Below are 23,043 nucleotides of genomic sequence, written 5' to 3' on the forward strand. Positions count from 1 at the left end.
CACCGCATCCTCACCAACGCGTCGTCAGATGCTCCCGCTGCTCCGGCCCTACACAGATCAACATCCGGGCGCCGGACACACGCCTGCACGGTGTATCATACCCCACACGTTCGGCAGCTATGCGGCGCTGTCGAAAATAGAAACCTTCACGTTCACGTTTCGGGGGCTGAAACTTGACCGGCAGTCAGACGTCCTACGCAGAATGCACGAGCCCGACGTTCGGAAGGGCTCTGAATAATTTCACACGGGAGGACATCGACGGGGGTTTCATTATCACGGGTGAATGTCCCGACTGTAACCATGATTTCACCTATGTGCTCCTCACCACTCCACAGTTGATAACCCCTGGCCGTGCCGTGTCTGGCCAGTCCGCGCGAGGTCTGACAGATAAACCAGCTAAGCACCTGGTGCGGTGCGCGTGCTCAGAAGACCACCCCGGCCGCCCGGAAGGCACCACCTCGGGCTGCGGCTCCAGGGCCTTCGTAACGATTAGGCACTAAACATGGTGTCCTTCCGCAGGAAGAAAAAAGAAGAAGATCTTTCACAAATTTCCACTGGCCAACTCACCCTGGAATTCGTCGACGTTCCCGTAACCGCTGAGGACGTCGAATGGGATCGACGTGCTACAGAAGCACGCTTTAACAGCCTTACCGCTATCCAAGCAACTGCTGAGCGGTGGGGTGCCACTATTCTGGTCATCACAGGCCTTCTCACGGCCTTGACGGTCATCCGTGGCCCAAGCGACGTTAATGCACTGCAGAGCACTGCCAGCAAAGTAACAGTCGGCGTTCTCTCCGCTTTGTCTCTTTTTACTGCGTTGGGCAGCGTGGTCTATGCTGCTAGGGCCGCGCAAGGTCAAGCAGTTCGGGTTCTTCCGACAGGCGATAGATTCCGGCAGGCCACCCTACTTGGAACAGAAACCGCGAACAAATACCTGACGCGAAGCAGGGTGCTAGCCCTCTGGATCATTCCCTTTTACTTGGCCTCTATCGCGGTAATGTCGTACGCCCCCCAAAAAGAAGCAGGCAAGCCCGTGGTTTCGGTGACGGACGCTGCTGGCGTGAATTACTGCGGTAGCGTTAAAATTTCAAAGGGTGTTTTCATAGTGACCAGTGAACGCGGCGTGGTCAATAGGGTGCCTTCCAGCTCAGTCCGTGCAGTGGCCGCTAAGAAGGAATGCAAGAAGTAAAATTCGCTCCATTCGTGGCGGCTCAGCAGTCCTCCTTGGCTTGATCGAATGGAGCAGTTCCTGGCGATTGCTGCCGGTGTCAAGCTGGAGACTTAAAGGATGGTGTTGGCGGAGCACTCAGCACTCGTCGAACACACTCCACGAACTCCTGACGGGCACCTGCTGCGGCCGAATCGGCTCCGTTCCAAGGCCCCCAGCTCAGAGCCTGTCGGGTGCTCCGCGTCTCATCTGGGCCCAACCGATTTTCCGTGACTCCGCGGAGCTCTTGCAGCGACATTTCCAGTCCAAGCACGACCTCGTCAATCTCTTTTGGGCCCAGCATTGCGACACGCTCAAACGCCGTCGCCGTCGGCTCTACGGCTTCTTCCACCTCTTCCAGGAGCATGTTGCAGATCTCGCCGAGGTCGCCCTGCAGCACGCCGTGGGCATCCTCGTAGTAGGCATCGACTGCCCGTGTCCAGATCCTTTTTAGGTGCTTCTGGGCCGCATCCCACTCCTGGAGAAGGGTGAGGTAGGAAGCCATTCGTTGGCCCCTGATCCACTGGCCATGCTCCGTCGTGGCCTGGTCTCGCACCTGCCGAGCCATGGCACGCGCTGCTGAGACAGCGCCAAACACTCCGCCGCTAACGCCTCCGATAGCACCGGCCATACCGGCAATCACAGCAGCAAGACCCTCATCCATCCCCACAACCTCCCCTGTCAAGCGCGTTGGCGTTCTCGCCGCCCTGAGACGTGCCCACTGTGTCGTGTCGCGGGCCGTGTTCTGCACAGGATCGCTCATGCGAGTGGGGCCAGAGGCCACTACCTGCGGCACTAGGCAGTGCCCTATGGGCCTCCGGCAGCAACCAGGGCTACGTGGACTACCTGTGGACCGGCGCCAGACGAGTGAGTATCTGCAGGGCCCTGACCAGCTACATCACCCGCCCCTCAAGCGGCCTCCGGAGCCGTGTGCGCAGGTTCGAATCCTGCCGGGGGCACCCAGAACATTGGAACAGAATCGGGGGTCGGGCATTTCGTCCCGGCCTCTGAACCCGGGTGCCATGATCGGGTACCAGCACTTCGGTGCGGGTGCCCGATTTTTCGTCTTCCTGTCGCTGCGCCCTGGGCGGATCGCTGGAACAGCCTTGGGCGCTGCCACGCGGACCACTCGGCCTGGCTAGTGGAGTTCGCCCTTCGATGTGCGCATGCAGGTGACCTCATGTGAGCGGTCATTTAACTACCCACCATTGTTGGGGTCGGCTGGCCCCGGCGGCTTGTGTGCGGATGGTCAAGCCAGTCAAGGGCATCCATGGCGGCGCTCGGCACTGGCCTGAGGGCCGTCCTGACCAGCCTGAACGACGACCGCCTCCGTTCGCACCGCGGAGCGCCTGTCCGCGCCGCAGCAGGCGCTGCTGCGCCACCCGCCCCTGCGGCGGTGGCCGAACGGCACACGCCTGTCGAGACAAGGGCCGCACTGGGGCCTTCCGCCACGTATTCCGCCGAATCCGCGGAGCTGCTCGGCGAGGTGCTGACCGCGGTCTCGGCTGTTCTGCTGCGTCTCGGTTGCCCCGGCGTCGCAGAGGAGGCCGTCCGCGCGGCACTGCGCCTGACAAACCCCCGATGCTCCCGACGGCTCCTTGAACGAAGCCCGCTGGAACGCGGTCGTGGTGCTCGCCAGGTCCCTGCAAGTCGCGGCGCGCGGACCGAGGCCGAACAGAACACGGGTTGCACGAGGATGACTGAGGGAGGGCCTGGGCGAGTAGGACGGCCGGGACAACTGACAGTTCCCACGGTTGACCATCCCACCAGCCGGGGGATCCTCCGATGCGCCGTCCGGCTCACAGACCGTGTTCATCCATCAGGCTCATCAGATTCCGCTTGCGTTTCTGGGTGGTGCGCAGAGTCGCGACGTACACGCCGAACTCGTCCTCCGTGCCCAGGCGGCGGTGGCAGTCGCGGATGCTCAGCAGCAAGCCGACGAGCCGCTCGTAGACAGCGTTGCCGGTCTGCTTCAGCAGGGGTTCGGCCAGGCGCAGGTAGACGCCGAGCGCGTCGGCGGGGCGGTCGGCGCGGGCCTGGTCGGTGAGGGCAAGCCATTGCCGGTCGTCGGCACCCGCGTCGGTGGCGGCCTGCCAGGCGGCGTCGGTGTCCTTGTCGTCGAGCAGGACGTCGACCAGGACGGGGCCGGCGTACCAGCCCCCTCGCCGGGGTCCCGCGGCGTCGGCGCGGAGCAGGGCCAGGGCCGCCTCACGTTCGGCCGGCCAGCACTCGGCGGCGCGGGCGGCGGCCCGCAGCTGCTGGTAGGTGAGCAGGGAGAGGCGGGCGCCGAAGTGGTCGCGGCGCAGGGCGACCGCGTCGGCGAGCCGGGCCACCTGCGCGTAGCGCTCGCAGAGGTGGTCGACGAGGGCGGTATCGACGGTGGCGAGGTCCTCGACCTCCCGGATACCGCGTTCCGCCCAGCTCAGCGCCTCGGCGGGGCGCCCCGCCGTGTCCAGCTCGCGGGCGATGACCAGGTGCGTGTGTCCGTTCGGCGCCAGGTCGGCCGCGTGTACGGCGATCACCGCGTCGACGTCGCCTCCCGCCTTGGCCAGACGCTCCATCAGGTACTTCTCGGCCCAGCCGCGACGGTTGCCCCGCCACGCCTCGGCCGCCAGCTTCCGCAGGACGCCCATTCCCTCTTCGCCGAGGACGTTTTCGTAGTCGAGCGGATCGATGTCGGTGAGGCCGTCGTCCAAGTCTCCGAGCACATGGCCGACCAGCCAGTGCGCGAGCTCCTCGGGGGCGGGGCGAGCCGCACGGCAGGCGTCGAGGTGGGCGTCGGCGAGGTCGGCACCGATCTGTCCGAGCCAGCCGTCGGAGTCGTCGACGCTCTCCACAGCCTCGGCCAGCAGCCGCATCGCCTCCCGCGCCAGGGTGATCGCGTCGATGGCCCGGCCCGAGCCGGTGAGCGCGCCGATGGCGGACACTGCCTGCCCGGCCTGGTCGGCGTAGGCGCGGGCATCGGCGTACTCGACGTATCCGTACTGCGCGAAGGGACCGATGTCGATCAGGTCGCGGATACGGGCCCGGACCCCGGCGAGGTCTCCGCGGGCGCTCGCGGCCCGCAGTTCCAGACGGCGGCGCAGCTGCCTGTTCTCGTCGATCTCTTCCCGCAGCAGAGCGAGCAACTCCGGCTGGGAGAGGGCCGACAGCCACGCGTCGAGGTCCTGGGCCCGGTCCCGGGCCGCCTTCCGCTGCCGCGGCAGGCTCTCCCGTTGGGCGAGCACGGTCAGGCCGAGGGCGACCAGGTGCTTGCAGAAGTTGCCCTCCATGCCGTACGGGCAGTCGCACTCGCCGGACAGCCCACCGGGCGCGTCCAGGGCCAGCTCCACCTCGTACCGTTCCGTGCCGTGGACGCTCGCGGTGACCCAGCCGTCACCGACCTCGACCCCGGACACAGCGTCGACATAGCCGCGCCCGCGGTCGAAGGAACGGGAGCCCGCCAGCTTCTTGAGGTTCGCCTCGGTGAGGCCGCGCATGATTCTCTTCCGCCCTGCTGTGGCTGTGCACTTGATGCGTCGCCAGCCTAGGGGCTGCCTCGGGAGCGGGCCCACGACTTCGGAGGGTTTGACCTCCAGCTCGTGAAGTGCCAGGGCTGGTCGGCTGGTCACGGACCACGTCCAGGCGCGTGGTGGGCCGGGCCGGGCTCGGCTGACGATACAGTGGTTGCGGAGTCCCACCGGTGGGCACCGGACCGGGCCCCTGCGGTCGAAGCAGCCACGGCGCAGTGGCGAGTGGCCGACTCAAGGCAACGGCATCAGAATTCCCCGGCGCTGCAGTTCCCGGATGTGTTCGGCGGCTCTCTGCGGAGCGGTGCCGCCGGTGACGATCACCCCGGCTTCCAGGTTCCTGCGTACTCCGGACTCGGTGAGGTTCGCGCTGCCCACCAGCAGGACACGGCGGTCGGCGACAGCCAGTTTGGCGTGCTGACGGGCACGCTCGTGCTCGCGTGCCTCGGGAGCCCAGTGCCACAGTCGCAGACCGGGCACCGCGGTGAAGGCGGCAGCCGGTTCGGGTCCGTCGAGCAGTCCGGCCGCGCCTTCCCGGGTTTCGACGACATGGACGTCCACGCCTCGGGCGACGGCTTCACGCAGGGCCGATATGAGCGGTGGGTGGCGGCGGGCCGCGTAAGTCATGGCCAGGAGTTCGGAGCGTGCCCGGCTGACGACCTCGGTGAGGACGCGTGCAGTCGCGCGGACCGGCACGCCCGGTGTGGCCGGGCCGCTCCACACCGTGCGCACCTCCGCCTCGTCCCTGCGCCGGGACCATCCCGCCACGAACCCGCGCAGGTAGGCGGCCGCCTCGACCGACGGGACGTGATTGCTCTGAGCTGCCTCTCCCTGGAGGAGCAACGGCGGTACGGCGAGATCTACCGGAGGATCACGAAGTTCGAGAGGGAGCTCCAGGGGATTCGCCAGGTGGGAGGCGAACTCGTCCGCTCGCTCGGTGATCTGTTGGTCCACGGCGGGTTGCCGCGCACCTGATCGCCGTACCCGGTTCTGCCGCCGTCCCCCAGCCGGGCCGCCGCACCTGGCTCGTCCGCGGCCACTGGTCAGCGAGCCGGTCGCGACTGCCGGAGGTCCCTACAGCTCGGCCAGGCGGCGGACCAGGGAAGAGACCTCGGCGCCGAAGCCGCGCTCGGTCAGTTCGAGTGCGAGCTCACGGCACCGTTCGACCAGGTGAGCCGGAGGCGAGGTGAGAGCAAGCGTCTCCGATACGGTCCGGCGCCATTCCTCGAGCGCGGTCCGCAGGTCGCCCTCGGGGATCCGGCATTCCGCCACGCCCAGCCGCGCCTCCAGCGTCAGCGTGCCGTGGCGGGGCAGCTGCCGCCCGTCGCCAAGCGTGGCCACCTTGTCATAGAGCTCCCTGGCACGGCCGTGCCGCCGTCGAGGCGCGCGCGGCATCGCCGCACATCAGGTGGGCCTCCGCAACGGCGGGTTCCTGAAGCCCCCACTCGGACACGGCGCGAGCGAGCACCGAAGCAAGCCGTTCGCATTCGGCACCGGGTCCGGTCGCCGCAAGTTCCGCCCTGGCCAGGGCTATCAGGTCGGCGAATTCCCCACGTCCGAGCCAGGGCCCGCGTCGCCGCACGGGACGACGGGAGCCGCCGTGCCGGACATGTTCGGCATGCCCCGCGGGGTCCGCCCACCCCCTCGGCCCGGGAGGCCCGAGGGCAGGGCCTGCTCCGCCCAGCCGGTACCGGGCCGTGGGGTCCGGATGCAGCTCCGGGTCGGGTCCGGGGTCACCGGGTGCGGGCAGGTGTCCGCGCAGTACGGCGAGTGCTTCGCCGATGCCTGCCGGACGGTCGGCGGGTGTCTTGCCGAGCAGGTCCCACACGAGTTCGTCGAGGTCCTCGGGAATGCCGAGGTAGATGTCCCGCACGCGGGGCGGTAGGTCTTCGAGGTGCTGTATGTCCTTGTTCCGGTCCGGCTTGTCCTCGAACGGCTTCTCGCCCGTCAGCAATTCGAAGAGCACACAGCCGAACGCGTAGAGGTCCACCGCCAGCGGGTCCCTGTCGAGGTTGCGCCGGCACTTCAGCGACGACCTGTTGGTGCGGGTGGGTCGTGAGTACCAACGCACGCCGCTCGCCGACCGTCTCCTGCCGCTCGTCCAGGAGACCTTGCGCAAAGCAGAGGAGACGTTGTCACTGATCCAGCCGTTCGAACCCGAGCACAGTACCCAGCGGTTCTCCATCGTGATGTCCGACTACCTGATGACGATGATGGCCGAGCCACTGCTGCGTGCCATCGGGAGCGCGGCCCCGGGTGCACGCATCGACATCCACCTCCCGGTCCCGGCCGAGCCGACCGACGACACCCGGTTGCGCCGCCATGACCTGCTCCTGCTGCCACTCGGCCACCGCCAGCCGGGGTTCAGCGAGCCGGTGCTGCGCGACCGCTTCGTCTGCCTCGTCGACGCCGGCAACCCCCGGCTGACCGGTCGCGGACTGAGTCTGGGCGACTTCGCCGAAATGCCGCATGCGGCGGCCGAGTTCGGCAAGGTTCTGATGCTCTTCGACCGTCACCTGGACAGCCAGGGCATCACACCGAGGATCCGGACCAGTGTGCCCGGCTTCAGTCTGCTGCCCTCTCTTGTAAGTGGCACGGACATGGTGGCGCTGGTCCCGGAGCGGCTCGCCAGACGGTACGCCGACTCCACCGGCTGCACGGTCGTGCCGACGCCGTTCCCCGAGGTGTCGTTCGTGGAAGCCATGTACTGGCACCGCAACCAGCAGAACGACCCCGGCCACCAGTGGTTGCGCGCCATGGTGAGGCGGGTCGGAGCTGACCGAGGAGGAGCCGGAGAGCAGGCCGACCGCGAGGGCCTGGCCGACGTGGACGACAGTCGTCATCACCACGGCGGTGCGGACCCGGTTCCGTCACCCGACGCTGATCACGGATGAGGCCAACCACCTCGTCCGCCGTGGTCCGCCTGCCGTCCGGGACCGAGCCACTGCGCGGCCGGGCCGTTGGGGACCTGCGTCTGCCGGCCCTTCGCCTACCGCACCCGCCCCCACCCTCTCCGGCCGAGGAGCACTGTGCGGAACGCCGTCCGGGAGTCCGTTGAGGTACTCCCGGACCCTCACGGCCCGCTCGACGCTGTCCTCGCCAACCTCCGATGTGGAGGTCGCTCACCTGCGCGATGAGCAGGGGAACCCTCCGTCCTCACACACTGAGCGCGGTCCGTACGGTCTGTTCGGCCGCCACCCCGCCGTCGCCGGAGGAGGTCACGCGTCCCGCTTCCAGGACGTAGTAGCGCTGGGCGGCGCGCATGGCGAAGCCGACGTGCTGTTCGACGAGGAGGACGGACAGGCCGCCGCGTCGGGTGAGGGCGAGGATCGTCTCCTCGATCTCGGCGACGACGGAGGGCTGGATGCCCTCGGTCGGCTCGTCGAGAAGGAGGAGACTGGGGCGGGTGATCAGGGCGCGGGCGATGGCGAGTTGCTGGCGCTGGCCGCCGGAGAGGAGGCCGGCGCGGCGGCCGGACAATTCGCGCAGGGCCGGGAAGAGGTCCAGGGCCTCGGTGATGGCCTCCTTGCCGTCGGGGCGGCCGTCGGCGACGAGTTGGAGGTTCTCGGTGGTGGTGAGGTGTGGGAAGGACTGCTGGCCCTGCGGGACGTACGCCATGCCTCGGCCCACCCGCCGGTGCGGGGCGAGGTGGGTGATGTCCTCGCCGTCCAGCAGGATCGTGCCGCCCGTCGGCTTGATCAGTCCCATGGCCGCACGCAGGAGCGTGCTCTTGCCGGCGCCGTTGTGGCCGAGGACGGCCGCGACGCCGTCCGTCGGGACCGCGACGGTCACTCCGTGCAGCACGGTGGTGCGGTCGTAGCCGGCCCGGACGGTGTTGATCTCCAACATGGGCGTCACGCCTCCTCGGCGACGGGAACGGCAGCGGGCTCGGGTTCGGGTTCGGAGGCGCGGCCGAGGTAGACCTCCTGGACCTTGGCGTCGGCCTGGACCTCGGCGACAGAGCCCTCGCTGAGCACCTTGCCCGCGTGCAGGACGGAGACGCTGCGGGCGAAGGAGCGCATGAAGTCCATGTCGTGCTCGATGACGACGACGGTGTGGTCGCCGCTGACCCGTTGGAGCAGTTCGCCGGTGGCCTCGCGTTCGTCGTGGCTCATCCCTGCGACGGGCTCGTCGAGCAGCAGCAGCTTCACGTCCTGGACGAGCAGCATGCCGATCTCCAGCCACTGCTTCTGACCGTGGGCGAGCACGCCCGCCGGGCGATCGCGCAGGTCCGTCAGGCCGGTGGTCTCCAGCGCCCTCGTCACCGACTCCGGTACACCCTTGCGGCGCCGCAGCATCGTCCACGGGCCGCGTCCGGCGCCTGCCGCGATGTCGAGGTTCTGCAGGACGGTCAGCTCCTCGAAGACGGTGGCCGTCTGGAAGGTACGGCCGACGCCCATACGGGCGATCTTGTGGACCGGCTTGCCCAGCAGGTCCTGGTCTCCGAAACGGACCGAGCCGGTCGCCTTCACCAGACCCGTGACCGCGTCGACGAGTGTGGTCTTGCCGGCGCCGTTCGGCCCGATGAGGAAGCGCAGGTCGCCGGGATGGATGTCCAGGTCCACTCCGTCGACGGCCCTGAAGCCGTCGAACGTCACGCGCAGGTCGCGGACGGTCAGTCCCTCGCCGCTCATGCTGTCTCTCCCGTCGGGGTCGCAACGGTACGGCGCTTGCGCAGGACGGTCACCAGGGACGCCAGGCCGCCGGGCAGGAAGCCGACTGCCACGACGAACAGCAGGCCCTGGAGGTACGTCCACGCGGCGGGGTAGGCGTCCGAGAGCGTGCTCTGCGTCCAGGCCACCGCGATCGCGCCCAGCACCGCGCCCACCAGGCTGGCCCGGCCGCCGACCGCCGCGCCGATGACAAAGCCGATGGACGGCACGATCCCGATCAGCGCCGGGGAGATGATCCCGACCGCGGGCACGAAGAGGGCGCCGGCCAGGCCCGCCATGCCGGCCGCGACGACGTACGCCACCAGCTTGACGTTGGCCGGGTTGTAGCCGAGGAAGCGCACCCGCTCCTCGGAGTCCCGTACGGCGACGAGGAGTTCGCCGTAGCGGGAGACGAACAGCTGGCGAGCGACCGCCATCAGCAGCAGAAGCGCAGCGGCGATGATGAAGTACACCGTCCGCTGGTTGACGGGGTCGTTGAGGTCGTAGCCGAAGAAGCCCTGGATGTCGGTCAGGCCGTTGGTGCCGCCCGTGGTGGCCTGCTGGCCGACCAGCCAGATGGCCAGGGCCGCCGCGAGGGCCTGGCTGAGGATCGCGAAGTACGCGCCCTTGACCCGGCGGCGGAAGACGAGGAAGCCGAGCAGCGCGGCGACCGCCATGGGCAGCAGTACGGTCATGGCGAGCGCGAAGGCCGGGTCGGCGAACGGTTTCCACCACCAGGGCAGCGCGTCACCGGTGCCGTACAGCTGCATGAAGTCGGGCAGGGTCTGGCCGGTGGCGGCGGCGTCGGCGAGCTTGAGGTGCATGGCCATGGCGTAGCCGCCGAGGCCGAAGAAGACGCCCTGGCCGAGGACCATCAGTCCGCCGCGGCCCCAGGCGAGGCTCACGCCGACGGCCACGATCGCGTAGCAGAGGTACTTGGCCAGGAGGTTGAGCCGGAAGTCGGACAGGGCGAGCGGGGCGATGCCGAGAAGCAGGACGGCGCCGAGGAGAAACCCGCCGGGCACGCGGAAGCGTTCCAGGAGGGACGCCGACGGCTGCACCACGGGCGTCGTGCTGGTCGGGGAGGTTGTCGTCGTCATGCCAGGCTCCGGGTGCGCAGTGCGTACAGGCCCTGGGGTCGCCACTGCAGGAAGGCGACGATCGCCACGAGCACGATGACCTTCGCGACGCTCACGGTCGTCGAGTACTCCAGCACCGACTGCAGCACGCCGAGCGCGAAGGCCGTGATGACACTGCCCTTGAGCTGGCCGATGCCGCCTACGACCACGACCAGGAAGGCGTCGACGATGTAGTTGGTGCCCATCGTCGGGCCGATCGGGCCGACCAGGGTGAGCGCGACGCCCGCCACACCCGCCAGGCCCGAACCGATGAAGAACGTCGTACGGTCCACCCGCTCGGTGGCGATGCCGGACACCTCGGCGAGGGCCCGGTTCTGCACGACGGCCCGGATCCGGCGCCCGAGCGGGGTGAGCCGCAGGATCAGGGTGAGGCCGAGGACGCACAGCAGCGCGAGGCCGAGGATGAACAGCCGGTTGTTCGCGAGGGTGATGCCCGCGACCGAGATGTTGCCGGTCAGCAGGTCCGGGGCGGCGGTCTGCACGTTGGGGGCGCCGAAGATGTCACGGGCGAGCTGTTGAAGCATCAGGGACACGCCCCAGGTGACCAGCAGGGTGTCCAGCGGCCGGGTGTACAGGCGGCGGATGAGCAGCCACTCCAGGAGCGCTCCCATGGCGCCGGCGACCAGGAAGGCCAGGGGCAGGGCGACGAGCAGGGAGACGCCCGCGCCGCTGATGGACTTCTGCAGCACGTACGTGGTGTAGGCGCCGGCCATGATGAACTCGCCGTGCGCCATGTTGATCACGCCCATCTGACCGAAGGTCAGGGTCAGGCCGAGCGCGATGAGCAGCAGGACGGCACCGATACTGATGCCGGTGAAGGACTGGTTGAGGACGACCGTCATGAAGCGGCTCCGGGTCGGGGACGTAAGGTGCGGGCTTTCCATGGGCGTGACCCGGCCTCACGACGAGGCCGGGTCCCACCGCGAGGGGCCGAGCGGGGCTCAGGAGAGGCCCGAGGCCCAGGAGTAGCCCTTCAGGTACGGGTCCGGCTCGATCGGCTTGCCCGAGTTCCAGACCTCCTCGATGAGGCCGTCCGCGCCGACCTTGCCGATCCGGGCCGTCTTGTGGACGTGCTGGGTGGCGCCGTCGACGGTGACCTTGCCCTCGGGGGCGTCGAAGGTGATGCCGTCGGAGGCGGCCTTCACCTTCGCCACGTCGAAGGAGCCGGCCTTCTCGACCATCGCCTTCCACAGGTAGACCGAGATGTAGGCGGCCTCCATCGGGTCGGACGTCGGCTTGTCCTTGCCGTAGGCGGCCTGGTACGCCTTCACGAACTTCTCGTTCGCCGCGCCCGGAGTGGTCTGGTAGTAGTTCCAGGCCGTCAGCTGGCCCTCCAGGTACTGGGTGCCGATGCTCTTGACCTCTTCCTCGGCGATGGACACCGAGAGCACGGGCAGGCTCTTCGCGGTCAGGCCCGCGGACTTGTACTCCTTGAAGAAGGCCACGTTGCTGTCGCCGTTGAGGGTGTTGAACACGGCGTCCGCGCCGGCGTCCTTGACCTTGTTGACGATGGTGCTGAACTCGGTCGATCCCAGCGGCGCGTAGTCCTCACCGACCACCTCCATGCCGTTGGCCTTCGCGTAGGCCCTGATCTCCTTGTTGGCGGTGCGCGGGAAGACATAGTCGCTGCCGACGAGGTAGAGCTTGGTCAGGCCCTGCTTCTTGAGGTAGTCCAGTGCGGGCACGATCTGCTGGTTGGTGGTCGCACCGATGTAGAAGATGTACGGGGACTGCTCCAGGCCCTCGTACTGCACGGGGTAGAACAGCAGCGACTTGTTCCGCTCGAAGACCGGCTTGACGGCCTTGCGGCTGGCAGAGGTCCAGCAGCCGAAGGTGGCGACGACCTTGTCGTCCGTGATCAGGGTCTGTGCCTTCTCGGCGAAGGTGGGCCAATCCGAGGCGCCGTCCTGGCTGATCGGCTTGAGCTTCTTGCCGAGGACGCCGCCGGCGGCGTTGATCTCGTTGACCGCGAGCAGCAGGGCGTTGTGAACGGTCACCTCGCTGATGGCCATGGTGCCCGAGAGCGAGTTCAGCAGGCCGACCTTGACGGTGTCGCCCGAGGTGTCCGCCTTGGCGCCGGAGCCTGACGACGTGTCGCTGCCGGTCTTGGCGCCGCACGCGCTGAGGGCGGCCGATGCGCCGAGGGCGGATACGCCTGCCAGGAGACCGCGCCTGCTGATGTTGAGCCCGGACATTCGATACCTCCATGCCCCGAAGGGCGGTGCGAAGCGAGCGGAAGACTCTGGGGAAGGAATGGATCGGACGCGCTTCAGTGGCGGCGGCGTTGGCGCGCGAAGCCCCCAGCCGTTCCGGGGTGACCTCCGGGCTGGTCGTTGAAGTGCGTCCACAGCCTGCGGCGGAACTGTTTCAACGGCGTTTCGGCGCAATTGAAGAACAGTTTCCATCGGAAGTATCGAGATAGGCTGAAAAAGAGGAAAGCCGCCACTGACGACGCATGATTGACGGCGTCTCAGTGACGGCATTTATTGCTTCCGCCAGAAAGGATCATATTCTGGGAATGCTCGTCAAGAGTGCGTTGATCGACGGTAGGCTCACGGCATCCCCGCCCCGGGGTCGTGCGCATGCGAGCTGAGGAGTGCAATGGCGAGGCAGCCCCAGGACCTGCTCCACCTGCTGACACGGGCCGAGCGCCTCTCGGTGCGCCGAGTCCAGTCCGTGCTGGAGGAGTTCGACTGCTCCATCGAGGCGTGGTGGGTGCTCGACCTGCTCTCCGACGGCGAGGGGCACAACATGACGGCCCTCGCCGACCATGCCTTCCTGCCGGCGCCGACCCTGACGAAGCTGATCGACCAACTCGTCGACCAGAACCTGGTCTTCCGCCGCGTCGACCCTGCCGACCGGCGCCGTGTCCTGGCCCAGCTCACCCCACGGGGAATTCAGCGCCGGCAGCGACTGTCCCGCGCGGTCCGGGCCGACTGGGGTGAGCTGGAACCCCTGCTCGGGCAGGACGAGGAGGAGCGGTTGCAGACCCTGCTCGATCGGCTGGCCGGGGCGCTGGAAGGCGAGGGGAGCGTCACAACAGCTCGTGCGGAGCGCGAAGTTGGGCGAGCACGTTGAAGTCGAGCCCGTCCGCCCGCGCCAGGTAGATGCGCTGGCGCACATGCCGTCCGTCCAGGCTCAGCAGGCCGCGCGGACCTTCGTACGCGACGTTCTCGGCGGCTGCTCCGATGGCGGACACGTCCAGGGTGCGGGCCCGTTCGATGAGCGCCGCGAGCAGCAGCACGCCCTCGTAGCAGGACTCGCCGAGACTGCCCGGAACCGGTGCGTCCACACCGAAGCGGCCCGCGTACCGGCCGTGGAAGTCCATGGTGTTCTGGTCGGCCAGCGAGGCGAAGAACCCGGCCGTGCTGTAGAGGTCGGTCGTCGCCTCGGCGCCGCTCGCCAGCAGCATGCTCTCGTCCATGAGTGTGCTCAGCCGCAAGCAGCGCTGGTCGAGCCCGGCAGCGGCGAAGGCCCGGTTGAAGCGGACCGCGTCGCTGCCCACCATGAGCATGAGCACGCCGTCGGCGTCCGCCCGCTCGATGCGCCGCAGGACGTCGGTGAAGTCGTCGGTGCCCAGCGGCAGGTACACCTCGCCGCAGACCCGGTCCCGGCCTTCGCGCGCGTAACGGCGCGCGGCCCGGGCGGTGCGCCGGGGCCAGATGTAGTTGTTGCCGACGACGAACCACCGGCGTACGCCCCGCGCCTCGGCGAGCAGCCGCATCGCCGGCAGCAGCTGCCAGGCAGGCGTCTCGCTGGTCATGTAGACGCCCTCGGTGCGCTCGCCGCCCTCGTACAGGGCCGTGTAGACGTACGGCACCCGGTGCGCGATCCGTGGTGCCACCGCCTGCCGCACCGAGGAGATGTGCCAGCCGGTGACGCCCTGCACCGCACCCGCCGCCACCAGGGCCTCGACCTCGTTCGCGACCTGCTGAGGAGCCGCGCCGCCGTCGACCTCCAGCAGCCGCAGCTCCTTGCCGAGCACGCCGCCCGCCTTGTTGATCTCCTCGGCGGCCAGCCGCGCGCACGCCTCGCAGGTGGGACCGAAGATCCCGGCCGGCCCCTGCATCGGGTACACGAACGCCACATTCAGGGTCGACTCGTCGGCCGTGAACCACTCAGGGGCGTGGAGGCGGAGCGGCGGCCGATGCATGGCCCCATGATTGCCCCACCGCCCTCAGCGCCCAAGCGGTGGCCCGGATCGAGACCGATTCGTAGAAATGCGGCTTCGTAGAAATGCGGCACGACTCGCTGAAGGATCGCAGGTAGTGGCCGCGGCCGACAGCGGGTGGGCGACCGCGCGGACCCGGTCACCGAGGTGGGAGAGGGTTGCTGCGGCGAGGACGTGCGTGAAGCGGGGATCGGTGGCGTCACCGGGGCCACGGTGGGGGGCCGCCGTGGGGTGCCGTCCTCCGTGTCGTCGTTGCCGGAGCCGGCGCTCGCCATTGAGGCTGAGGGGGGCGGTGCCGCGGGGGTGGTCCGGGGCATCGGGTTGACACGGCTTTCGCTGACCGTTCCCAGTGGACTGTGCGGTCGCCCCAGCGCTGTAGGAGGTGCGGTCGTGGCCGACCGCGAGCAGGCTCGCGCCGGTGGTACGGCGGTAGTCCTTCCACGACCGCGGCAGTGGATGCCGGCGGCGAGGGCGCGCTGCAGCCGGGCCGGGTCCCACCGAGTCTCCGACCTCGTACCGGTGCGACTCCTCGTGCACGGCGCCCAGGGCGACCCGGCGCAGCCGTGTGCCGAGGCCGAAGGGTTCCGGCTCGTCGCCGAGCAGGATGGAGACCAGCAGGTCCACGGCCGCGAAGTCGGCGAAGCGGAGGGCGGCCACGTCGGCGGGTTCCTCCGCGGTACGGGTGACGTCGAGCATGGTGCCGATGCGGACTCCGGCGTCGGGGGGGCGCCGGGTGGGTGGGTGTGGTGGTGGTTGCGGCGGATCGGCTCAGGACGTGCGGCGGGGTACGGCGGCGGTCGTCGCTGCCGGTGGCGACCGGTGAGGCGGGCGGGGCGGGATACCGGAGGGGGTGGGTGGGGCCCCCTTGCGTCGGGGGTCTCTGGAGTGACTTGCGTCTCATGCGGGGTCGTGGGGTTCGGATGGGTTTCGGGCGCGGAGTCGCTGTTCGGAGGCGGTGTCGTCGTTCTGGCGGTGGCAGGAGTTCGGGCGGTGCATACCGGGGAGTCATTTGGGGTGGGAACGGTCCTGGGGTTCCCTTCGTTCTTGACTTGCCCTGCCTCCGTCGACGCGGTCCCCCGCCGTACCGACGCGACGCGGAAGGACGACGTGCCCTTTGTTCCCGCTCCCGCTCGACGCGCCGCCCCCCTCGCGGCCCACCCCGTCCCCGGTCCCCGATCCCCTCACCCTGATACCCAGCCCGGCCCGTCCCGTGGACCTCACCCGGGCCCCGCGTCACGCCGCACCCACGGCTGCCGCACCCACGGCTGCCGGGCTCACGGATTCTGAGCCCGCTGCCGAGCTGACGGATTGCGCGCCCGCGGATTGCCCGCCCACGGATGGTGAGCTCGCGGTGTGCGAGCTCGCGGTGTGCGAGCTCGCGGTGTGCGCGCTCGCGGTGTGCGAGCTCGCGGCTCCTGTGGATCCCGCAGCTGCCGACCCCGTGGTTCGCACGGCCCCCACGGCCCCCACGGTCCCTGCGGCTCCCGCGAACCCGACGGTGGCCCCAGCCTGCGACTCCGCCTCCACCTCCGCCCAGCCCCCCGTACCCCACCCGGCCCGGCTCGTCGCGCTCCTGTCCGGCAGGGTTCGGGCGCTGCTCCCCGCCCGGTCGGCCGCCAATGGCCGACGGCTGCGGCTGGCCCTGACGTTGTTGCCGTTGGTACTGCTCGGCGCCTGGGCGGCGTTCGACTGGCGCACCGTGCACAGCGGGGCGGTGCGGCTGGCCTCGGCCGATCCGCGGTGGCTGCTGGCCGGGGTGTTGTTCACCGGCCTGTGCTCAGTGGCCTCCGCGTTCGTACGGCAGGGCGCGGTGCCGGAACGGCTGCCGCCGGGCCCGTTGCTGGCGACGCAGTTCGCAGCCGGGGCGGCGGGGCACGCGCTGCCGGGCAACATCGGCGCCCACGCCGTCGTCCTGCGCTTCCTGCGGCGCCAGGGCATCCCGCTCGCCCGGGCCACGTCCTCGCTCGCCCTGTACTCGGCGGTCAAACCCGTGGCCAAGACCCTGGTGATCGTCGCCTTCGTCGTCGCCTTCCCGGGCACGCTGCGCCTGACCGAACTCCTCCCGAAGGGCGAGACGCTCGCCCTCGTCGGCGCGATCACCGGCGTCAGCCTCGCGGCCGTGGTCACACTGATCACGACCGTACGGCCGTTGCGGCGACCGCTGATCGGAGGGCTGCGTTCCGCCCTCACCGACACCCGGATCGTGCACAGCTGCCCCGGCCGGGCGCTGGCCCTGTGGGGCGGGGCCGCCGCCTTCCCTCTGTGCCAGGGGGCCGTGGTCGCCTCGGTCGGCTCCTCGCTCGGGCTGCCCGTGTCCTGGCCGCAGATGCTCTTCGCCTATCTCGTCGCCAGTACGGCGGCCGGTGCGGTGCCCGCGCCGGGCGGCCTCGGCCCCATGGACGCGGCGCTCGTCTTCACCCTGGTCGCCTTCGGCGCGCCCGCGGCCCTCGCCACCACCACGGTCATCGGCTACCGCGTCCTCACCGTCTGGCTCCCCCTCCTGCCGGGCACGCTCGTCCTCTCGGCGCTGGTGCGGGCGAAAGTGCTTTGACGGGCGACTGACGGGCGGCGGCCTTCGGGCCGCGCCCCGGCAAGCGGCCGACGGTGCGGGAGGCCGCCGTGGACCTCCGTGTCCGCCTCGGCCTCGGCCTCGCGGGAAGGGCTCGCGGGACACCTTCGCGCTTACGCCCCCGTGCGGGTGCCCTCGCCGGTCATGGGTGCAGGGTGGGTGCAGCAAGCAGTTGAAGCGGGAACCATCTCAGGGACTGGAGGATCGGGCGGTACTGGGCAGTTCGGGGAGGGCGTATGTCGTACTCGGTGGGGCGCCGAGTGGTCGTCACGGGGCTGGGGGCCGTCACCCCGCTCGGGGTGGGCGTGGATGAGCTGTGGCAGGGGCTGCTGGAAGGCCGTTGCGGGATACGGGAGTTGGACGGGGAGGAGTTCGCGGAGTTACCGGTGCGGGTCGCGGGGACGGTGCCGGTGGATCCCGCCGAGCTGCTCCCCCGGCCCCGGGCCCGGCGTATGAACCGGGCCGCGCGGTTCGCCGTACTGGCGGCGCGGGAGGCGTGGCGGGACGGGGGCTTCGAGCCCGGCGGTGCGGCGGAGAGCGGGCTCGACGCTGACCGGGTCGGGGTGTCCGCCGGGGCGATCCTCGGAGACGCGTCGGTGCTGGTGGCCGGCGACCGGCAGTTACGGGACCGGGGGCCGCGCGGTGTCTCGCCGCTCACGACCCCGATGTGTGTGCCCTCGCAGGCAGCGTCGCAGGTCTCGCTGGACCTCGGGATCACCGGGGAGGCGCGCACGGTCACCAGTGCGTGCGCCTCCGGGACCGAGGCGATCGGTCAGGCCGTCGACCGGATCCGGTACGGGCGGGTGGACCTGGCGCTCGCGGGTGGGGCCGAGGCGGTGGTGACCCCGGCGATCATGGCGTCCTTCGCGGCGATGCGGGCGCTGTCGCGGCACGGGCTGGACGAGGGTGAGGCGAGTCCGTCCCGGCCGTTCGCGAAGGACCGGGACGGGTTCGTGAACGGCGAGGGGGCGGGGTTCCTGCTGCTGGAGGCGGAGGACCATGCCCGGGCTCGCGGGGCCCGGGTCTACTGCGAGGCCGCGGGGTGGGGGCTGTCCGCCGACGCGCATCACATGGCGGCGCCCGATCCGTCGGGCTCGGGGGTGGCGCTCGCGCTGCGGCGGGCGTTGGAGGACGCGGCGGCGGGGCCCTCGGACGTGGTCCACGTCAACGCGCACGCCACCGCCACGGTCGACGGGGACCTCGCGGAGGCGAACGCGCTGACGGCGGTGCTGTCGGGGCGCCGGGTGCCGGTGACGGCGCTGAAGGGGCACCTCGGGCACCTTCAGGGGGCGGCCGGGGCGGTGGAGGCCCTCGCCACCGCGCTCACGCTCCACCACGGGCTCATCCCCCCGACCATCGGCTGCGCCGACCAGGACCGGGCCATCACCCTCGACGTCGTCACCACCGCCCCGCGCCCGCTGCCTCGCGACGGCGACCTCGCCCTCACGAACTCCTTCGGCTTCGGCGGCCACAACGCGGTCCTGGCCCTCCGCCGCACCACGTAGCCCTCCGGGTCGGCCGCGGATTGACGCAGACCCGCTCCTGTGCGTCCCGGCGCCGCCGGCCTACCGCGACCGTCGTGGGTGAGCGGCGCGCGGGCGGGGAGCGTCGGCGGGAGAGCAACCGGAGAGCTCGGAGGGGAACCGGCGGCAGGAAGCCGAGGGCCGGCGACGAAAGAACTGGGCCAGACCGCGGAAGGAGGCCCTCGGCGTGGGGTCGTACCGAGTCGAGTCGCCCCCCTCAGGCCGAGCGTTTGCGTGCGGTGGTTTTCTTTGCCGGGGTTTTCTTCGTGGGCGTCTTCGCCGTCGCGGTCTTTTTCGCCGCCGTGGATTTCGTGGTCGTCGACTTCGCCGTCGTCGTCTTTCTGGACGTCTGCTGCTTCGTGGCCGTCTTCTTTGCCGGCTGTGCTGTCTTCGCGGTCGTTTTCTTGGGGGAAGCAGCCGTTTTCCGGGTCGACGCCGTGGACTTCTTGCCCGGGGACTGTTTGGGGGTGGGCCGGGCCGCGAGGTGGGTCACGTCAGCGTCGGCGTCGGCCTCGGCGCTCTCGCCACGGGACTCCTTCGCCTCACGCACGCTCTTCTCCAGCGCGGCCATGAGGTCGAGGACCTTGCCCTCCGCCGCCGGCATCGGAGCGCTCGGCGGCTCCTCGCCGGACGCCTTCGCCGCGATCAGCTCCTCCACTGCCTCGCGATAGTCGTCGTGGAGGGATTCCAGGTCGACCTCCCCGAGCGTGTCCATCAGGGCGTCCGCCAGGTCGAGTTCCTTGTCGCGGACGGTGACACTCGCGTCGGGAGCGACCCCCTCGGTCGTACGGATCTCGTCGGGCCAGAGCAGACCGTGCATGGCGAGGACGTCGTCCACCACCCGGAGCATGCCGAGCCGCTCACGCCCCCGCAGCGCGAACTTGCAGATCGCCACCTTGCCGCTGCGCTTGAGCGCCTCGCGGAGGAGGGTGTACGGCTTGGCGGCCGGGACCCCGTTCGCCGCGAGGTAGTACGCCGCGTCCACCTGGAGCGGGTCGACGCTCTCGGCCGGTACGAAGCCCTCGATCTCGATGGTCTTGGCCGTGGGGATGGGCAACGACGCGAGATCCTCGTCGGTGATCGGGATCATCGTGCCGTCCGCGTCCTCGTACGCCTTGCCGATCTCCCCCTGCGTCACCTCACGGTCCTCCAGCTCGCAGACCTTGCGGTAACGGATGCGGCCGCCGTCGTCCAGATGGACCTGGCGGAAGGAGACGGAGTGGCTCTCGGTCGCGTTCACCAGCTTGATCGGGATGCTGACCAGGCCGAAGGAGATGGCGCCGTTCCAGATGGATCGCACGGGCAGCACGCACCTTTCGGGTCCCTGCTTCCGGTTTGTCCACACCGTAACGCCGACCCTCCGACCCTGCCCGTCGACGACCAACAGGCACCCGCCGCCGGCCAGGTCCGGCCCCGCCACCGCACCGGTCAGGATTCGAGAAGCGCGGGCGGGTGGGGCGCGCCTAGCGTGAGGGCCATGGACCTCACCATCGACGCGAGCGTCCTCCCGCACGTCGAGATGATGACCAGGGAGACGTACGCATGTGTAGCCCTACGGCGTCCGCGCCATCGCCGTCCGTGCCTTCGCCGTCCGTGATCCGGCGGGCAACCTGATCCGCGTCCACGAGGTCTGAGATCCGGAGGACCGCCGCAGCCGTTACGAAGAGGACGTCACGAAGAGGGCCACCGCGGTCGTACGACGGTGGGCAGTGGACGGGCGACGCCGGTGGGGACCGTGACGCGGCCCCGCCCGACTGATGGAGGAACGATGACCAAGGCCACGAGCGCGCGGACGCAGGCGCAGGCTCCCGGGCCGCACGCCGCCGACAGCCATGATCTGATCCGTGTGCACGGGGCGCGGGAGAACAATCTCAAGGACGTCAGCATCGAGATCCCGAAACGCCGGCTGACCGTGTTCACGGGGGTCTCCGGCTCGGGGAAGAGCTCGCTGGTGTTCGACACGATCGCCGCCGAGTCGCAGCGGCTGATCAACGAGACGTACAGCGCCTTCCTCCAGGGCTTCATGCCGAACCTCGCCCGGCCCGAGGTGGACGTGCTGGACGGGCTGACCACCGCGATCACCGTGGACCAGCAGCGGATGGGGTCCGATCCGCGCTCCACCGTCGGCACCGCCACCGACGCCAACGCGATGCTGCGCATCCTCTTCAGCCGGCTCGGCACCCCGCACATCGGCCCACCCGGCGCGTTCTCCTTCAACGTCGCCTCGGTCTCGGCGAGCGGCGGCCTCACGGTCGACCGGGGCGCCGACAAGACCAAGACGGAGAAGGTGACGTTCAGCCGCACCGGCGGGATGTGCACGCACTGCGAGGGCCGGGGCACGGTCTCCGACATCGACCTCACCCAGCTGTTCGACGACACGAAGTCGCTGTCCGAGGACCCGTTCACCATCCCCACCTACACGGGGGACGGGTGGGTCGTGCGGGTCATCGCCGAATCCGGGTTCTTCGACAAGGAGAAGCCGATCCGGGAGTACACCAAGAAGGAGCGGCACGACTTCCTGTACCGCGAGCCGACCAAGGTGAAGATCAACGGTGTCAACCTCACCTACGAGGGCCTGATCCCGAAGATCCAGAAGTCGTTCCTCTCCAAGGACCGGGAGTCGATGCAGCCGCACATCCGGGCCTTCGTGGACCGGGCGGTCACCTTCGCCGTGTGTCCCGACTGCGACGGCACCCGGCTGAGCGAGTTGGCCCGCTCCTCGCGCATCGCCGGACTCAACATCGCGGAGGCCTGCGCGATGGAGATCCGCGACCTCGCCGCATGGGCGCGCGGGATCGAGGACGCCTCGGTCGCACCGCTGCTCGCCAAGCTGCACTACACGCTCGACTCGTTCGTGGAGATCGGCCTCGGCTACCTCTCCCTGGACCGGGCCTCCGGCACGCTCTCCGGCGGCGAGGCGCAGCGGACGAAGATGATCCGCCACCTCGGCTCCTCCCTCACCGACGTCACGTACGTCTTCGACGAGCCGACCATCGGGCTGCACCCGCACGACATCGAGCGGATGAACAACCTGCTGCTGCGGCTGCGCGACAAGGGCAACACGGTGCTGGTGGTCGAGCACAAGCCGGAGACGATCGCCATCGCCGACCATGTCGTGGACCTCGGGCCCGGCGCCGGCACGGCGGGCGGCACGGTCTGCTTCGAGGGCACCCTGGAGGGGCTGCGCGCCAGCGACACCGTCACCGGACGTCACCTCGGCGACCGGGCCGCGCTGAAGGAGACGGTGCGCAAGCCCACCGGCGCGCTGGAGATCCGCGGCGCCTCGGCGAACAACCTCCGCCATGTCGACGTCGACATCCCGCTCGGCGTGCTCACCGTCATCACCGGGGTCGCCGGCTCCGGCAAGAGTTCGCTGGTGCACGGGTCGATCCCGAGCGAGGAGGGCGTGGTGTCGGTCGACCAGACCCCGATCCGCGGCTCCCGGCGCAGCAACCCGGCGACGTACACCGGGCTGGCCGACCCGATCCGCAAGGCCTTCGCCAAGGCCAACGGCGTCAAGCCGGCGCTGTTCAGCGCCAACTCCGAGGGCGCCTGCCCCACCTGCAACGGCGCCGGTGTCATCTACACCGACCTGGCGATCATGCAAAGCGTCGCCACGACGTGCGAGGAGTGCGAGGGGAAGCGGTTCGAGGCGTCGGTGCTGGAGTACCGCTTCGGCGGCCGGGACATCAGCGAGGTGCTCGCGATGTCGGTGACCGAGGCCGAGGCGTTCTTCGGCGAGGGCGAGGCGCGCACCCCGGCCGCCCACCGGATCGTCGAGCGGATGGCGGACGTCGGCCTCGGCTACCTCACCCTCGGCCAGCCGCTGACCACGCTCTCCGGCGGCGAGCGGCAGCGGCTGAAGCTGGCCACCCACATGGGCGACAAAGGCGGCGTCTACGTCCTCGACGAGCCGACCACGGGTCTCCACCTCGCCGACGTGGAGCAGTTGCTCGGGCTCCTCGACCGCCTGGTCGACGCCGGCAAGTCGGTGATCGTCATCGAGCACCACCAGGCGGTCATGGCGCACGCCGACTGGATCATCGACCTCGGGCCCGGCGCCGGCCACGACGGCGGGCGGATCGTCTTCGAGGGCACCCCGACCGACCTGGTCGCGACCCGCTCCACGCTCACCGGCGAGCACTTGGCCGCGTACGTGGGAGCCTGAGCGCGGACGGAGAGCATGAGCCCGGCCGTGGGGAGCCGAGTGCGGCCGTGGGGTCAGATTAATCCCCTCTCGCCACTTTCATACCCCCTATCGCCTTCATCTCCT

At 69.7% G+C, this 23,043-nt stretch carries 19 protein-coding genes and 1 tRNA gene; 7 read left to right on the forward strand and 13 right to left on the reverse strand.

The window, feature by feature from the left end; all coding sequences use genetic code 11:
* Positions 1 to 502: 502 nt before the first annotated feature.
* Positions 503 to 1,189 carry a hypothetical protein gene (locus tag P8T65_RS14670; protein WP_316725827.1) on the forward strand — a complete coding sequence of 229 codons (687 nt, stop codon included), beginning with the start codon at positions 503 to 505 and terminating at the stop codon, positions 1,187 to 1,189.
* A 79-nt stretch (positions 1,190 to 1,268) separates the two neighbouring features.
* Here the strand turns inward: P8T65_RS14670 and P8T65_RS14675 are convergent, their stop codons facing one another.
* Positions 1,269 to 1,712 carry a hypothetical protein gene (locus tag P8T65_RS14675; RefSeq protein ID WP_316725828.1) on the reverse strand — a complete coding sequence of 148 codons (444 nt, stop codon included), beginning with the start codon at positions 1,710 to 1,712 and terminating at the stop codon, positions 1,269 to 1,271.
* 353 nt (positions 1,713 to 2,065) lie between these two features.
* On the opposite strand from P8T65_RS14675, the gene P8T65_RS14680 reads away from it, so the two are divergent.
* A tRNA-Ser gene (locus P8T65_RS14680) sits at positions 2,066 to 2,166 on the forward strand.
* A gap of 840 nt (positions 2,167 to 3,006) precedes the next feature.
* Here the strand turns inward: P8T65_RS14680 and P8T65_RS14685 are convergent.
* From P8T65_RS14685 to P8T65_RS14700, 4 genes are all read right to left on the reverse strand, one after another.
* Positions 3,007 to 4,686: a DUF6880 family protein gene (locus P8T65_RS14685; protein WP_316725829.1), complete on the reverse strand. Its 1,680-nt coding sequence runs from the start codon at positions 4,684 to 4,686 to the stop codon at positions 3,007 to 3,009.
* Positions 4,687 to 4,950: 264 nt separating this feature from the next.
* On the reverse strand, positions 4,951 to 5,670 hold the full coding sequence (gene drmC / locus P8T65_RS14690; RefSeq protein ID WP_316725830.1) for a DISARM system phospholipase D-like protein DrmC: 720 nt from the start codon (positions 5,668 to 5,670) through the stop codon (positions 4,951 to 4,953).
* A gap of 120 nt (positions 5,671 to 5,790) precedes the next feature.
* Positions 5,791 to 6,057, reverse strand: coding sequence for a hypothetical protein (locus P8T65_RS14695; RefSeq protein ID WP_316725831.1), 267 nt, complete (start codon positions 6,055 to 6,057; stop codon positions 5,791 to 5,793).
* 4 nt (positions 6,058 to 6,061) lie between these two features.
* Positions 6,062 to 6,706, reverse strand: coding sequence for a hypothetical protein (locus tag P8T65_RS14700; RefSeq protein WP_316725832.1), 645 nt, complete (start codon positions 6,704 to 6,706; stop codon positions 6,062 to 6,064).
* 22 nt (positions 6,707 to 6,728) lie between these two features.
* On the opposite strand from P8T65_RS14700, the gene P8T65_RS14705 reads away from it, so the two are divergent.
* Positions 6,729 to 7,610: a LysR substrate-binding domain-containing protein gene (locus P8T65_RS14705; RefSeq protein WP_316725833.1), complete on the forward strand. Its 882-nt coding sequence runs from the start codon at positions 6,729 to 6,731 to the stop codon at positions 7,608 to 7,610.
* A gap of 262 nt (positions 7,611 to 7,872) precedes the next feature.
* Here P8T65_RS14705 and urtE read toward each other — a convergent pair whose 3' ends face one another.
* The 5 genes from urtE to urtA form a co-directional block, all read right to left on the reverse strand.
* On the reverse strand, positions 7,873 to 8,565 hold the full coding sequence (gene urtE, locus P8T65_RS14710; protein WP_316725834.1) for an urea ABC transporter ATP-binding subunit UrtE: 693 nt from the start codon (positions 8,563 to 8,565) through the stop codon (positions 7,873 to 7,875).
* A 5-nt stretch (positions 8,566 to 8,570) separates the two neighbouring features.
* A complete protein-coding gene (gene urtD / locus P8T65_RS14715) occupies positions 8,571 to 9,350 on the reverse strand; it encodes an urea ABC transporter ATP-binding protein UrtD (RefSeq protein WP_316725835.1) in 780 nt (259 codons plus the stop codon).
* Positions 9,347 to 10,468 carry an urea ABC transporter permease subunit UrtC gene (gene urtC / locus P8T65_RS14720; protein WP_316725836.1) on the reverse strand — a complete coding sequence of 374 codons (1,122 nt, stop codon included), beginning with the start codon at positions 10,466 to 10,468 and terminating at the stop codon, positions 9,347 to 9,349. The genes urtD and urtC overlap by 4 nt, the downstream gene beginning before the upstream one ends.
* Positions 10,465 to 11,349, reverse strand: coding sequence for an urea ABC transporter permease subunit UrtB (urtB, locus tag P8T65_RS14725; protein ID WP_316725837.1), 885 nt, complete (start codon positions 11,347 to 11,349; stop codon positions 10,465 to 10,467). Before urtB ends, urtC begins: the two co-directional genes overlap by 4 nt.
* A gap of 99 nt (positions 11,350 to 11,448) precedes the next feature.
* Complete coding sequence (gene urtA / locus P8T65_RS14730) at positions 11,449 to 12,702, reverse strand: urea ABC transporter substrate-binding protein (protein WP_316725838.1); 1,254 nt, start codon at positions 12,700 to 12,702, stop codon at positions 11,449 to 11,451.
* 406 nt (positions 12,703 to 13,108) lie between these two features.
* Between urtA and P8T65_RS14735 the strand changes: the two genes are divergently transcribed.
* Positions 13,109 to 13,585, forward strand: a complete 477-nt coding sequence (locus P8T65_RS14735; RefSeq protein WP_316725839.1) for a MarR family transcriptional regulator — start codon at positions 13,109 to 13,111, stop codon at positions 13,583 to 13,585.
* Here the strand turns inward: P8T65_RS14735 and P8T65_RS14740 are convergent.
* Entirely contained in the window at positions 13,542 to 14,660 is a 1,119-nt protein-coding gene (locus P8T65_RS14740) for a substrate-binding domain-containing protein (protein ID WP_316725840.1), read from the reverse strand. The genes P8T65_RS14735 and P8T65_RS14740 overlap by 44 nt on opposite strands.
* Positions 14,661 to 14,684: 24 nt before the next feature.
* Positions 14,685 to 15,374, reverse strand: a complete 690-nt coding sequence (locus P8T65_RS14745) for a hypothetical protein (RefSeq protein WP_316725841.1) — start codon at positions 15,372 to 15,374, stop codon at positions 14,685 to 14,687.
* An 802-nt stretch (positions 15,375 to 16,176) separates the two neighbouring features.
* On the opposite strand from P8T65_RS14745, the gene P8T65_RS14750 reads away from it, so the two are divergent.
* Complete coding sequence (locus tag P8T65_RS14750; RefSeq protein WP_399103089.1) at positions 16,177 to 17,229, forward strand: YbhN family protein; 1,053 nt, start codon at positions 16,177 to 16,179, stop codon at positions 17,227 to 17,229.
* A 254-nt stretch (positions 17,230 to 17,483) separates the two neighbouring features.
* Entirely contained in the window at positions 17,484 to 18,752 is a 1,269-nt protein-coding gene (locus tag P8T65_RS14755; RefSeq protein ID WP_316725842.1) for a beta-ketoacyl-[acyl-carrier-protein] synthase family protein, read from the forward strand.
* A 235-nt stretch (positions 18,753 to 18,987) separates the two neighbouring features.
* Here P8T65_RS14755 and P8T65_RS14760 read toward each other — a convergent pair whose 3' ends face one another.
* Complete coding sequence (locus P8T65_RS14760) at positions 18,988 to 20,079, reverse strand: Ku protein (RefSeq protein WP_316725843.1); 1,092 nt, start codon at positions 20,077 to 20,079, stop codon at positions 18,988 to 18,990.
* 459 nt (positions 20,080 to 20,538) lie between these two features.
* Between P8T65_RS14760 and P8T65_RS14765 the strand changes: the two genes are divergently transcribed.
* Positions 20,539 to 22,938: an excinuclease ABC subunit UvrA gene (locus P8T65_RS14765; RefSeq protein WP_316725844.1), complete on the forward strand. Its 2,400-nt coding sequence runs from the start codon at positions 20,539 to 20,541 to the stop codon at positions 22,936 to 22,938.
* Positions 22,939 to 23,043: the final 105 nt, after the last annotated feature.

The sequence above is a fragment of the Streptomyces sp. 11x1 genome, assembly GCF_032598905.1.
Lineage (GTDB): Bacteria > Actinomycetota > Actinomycetes > Streptomycetales > Streptomycetaceae > Streptomyces.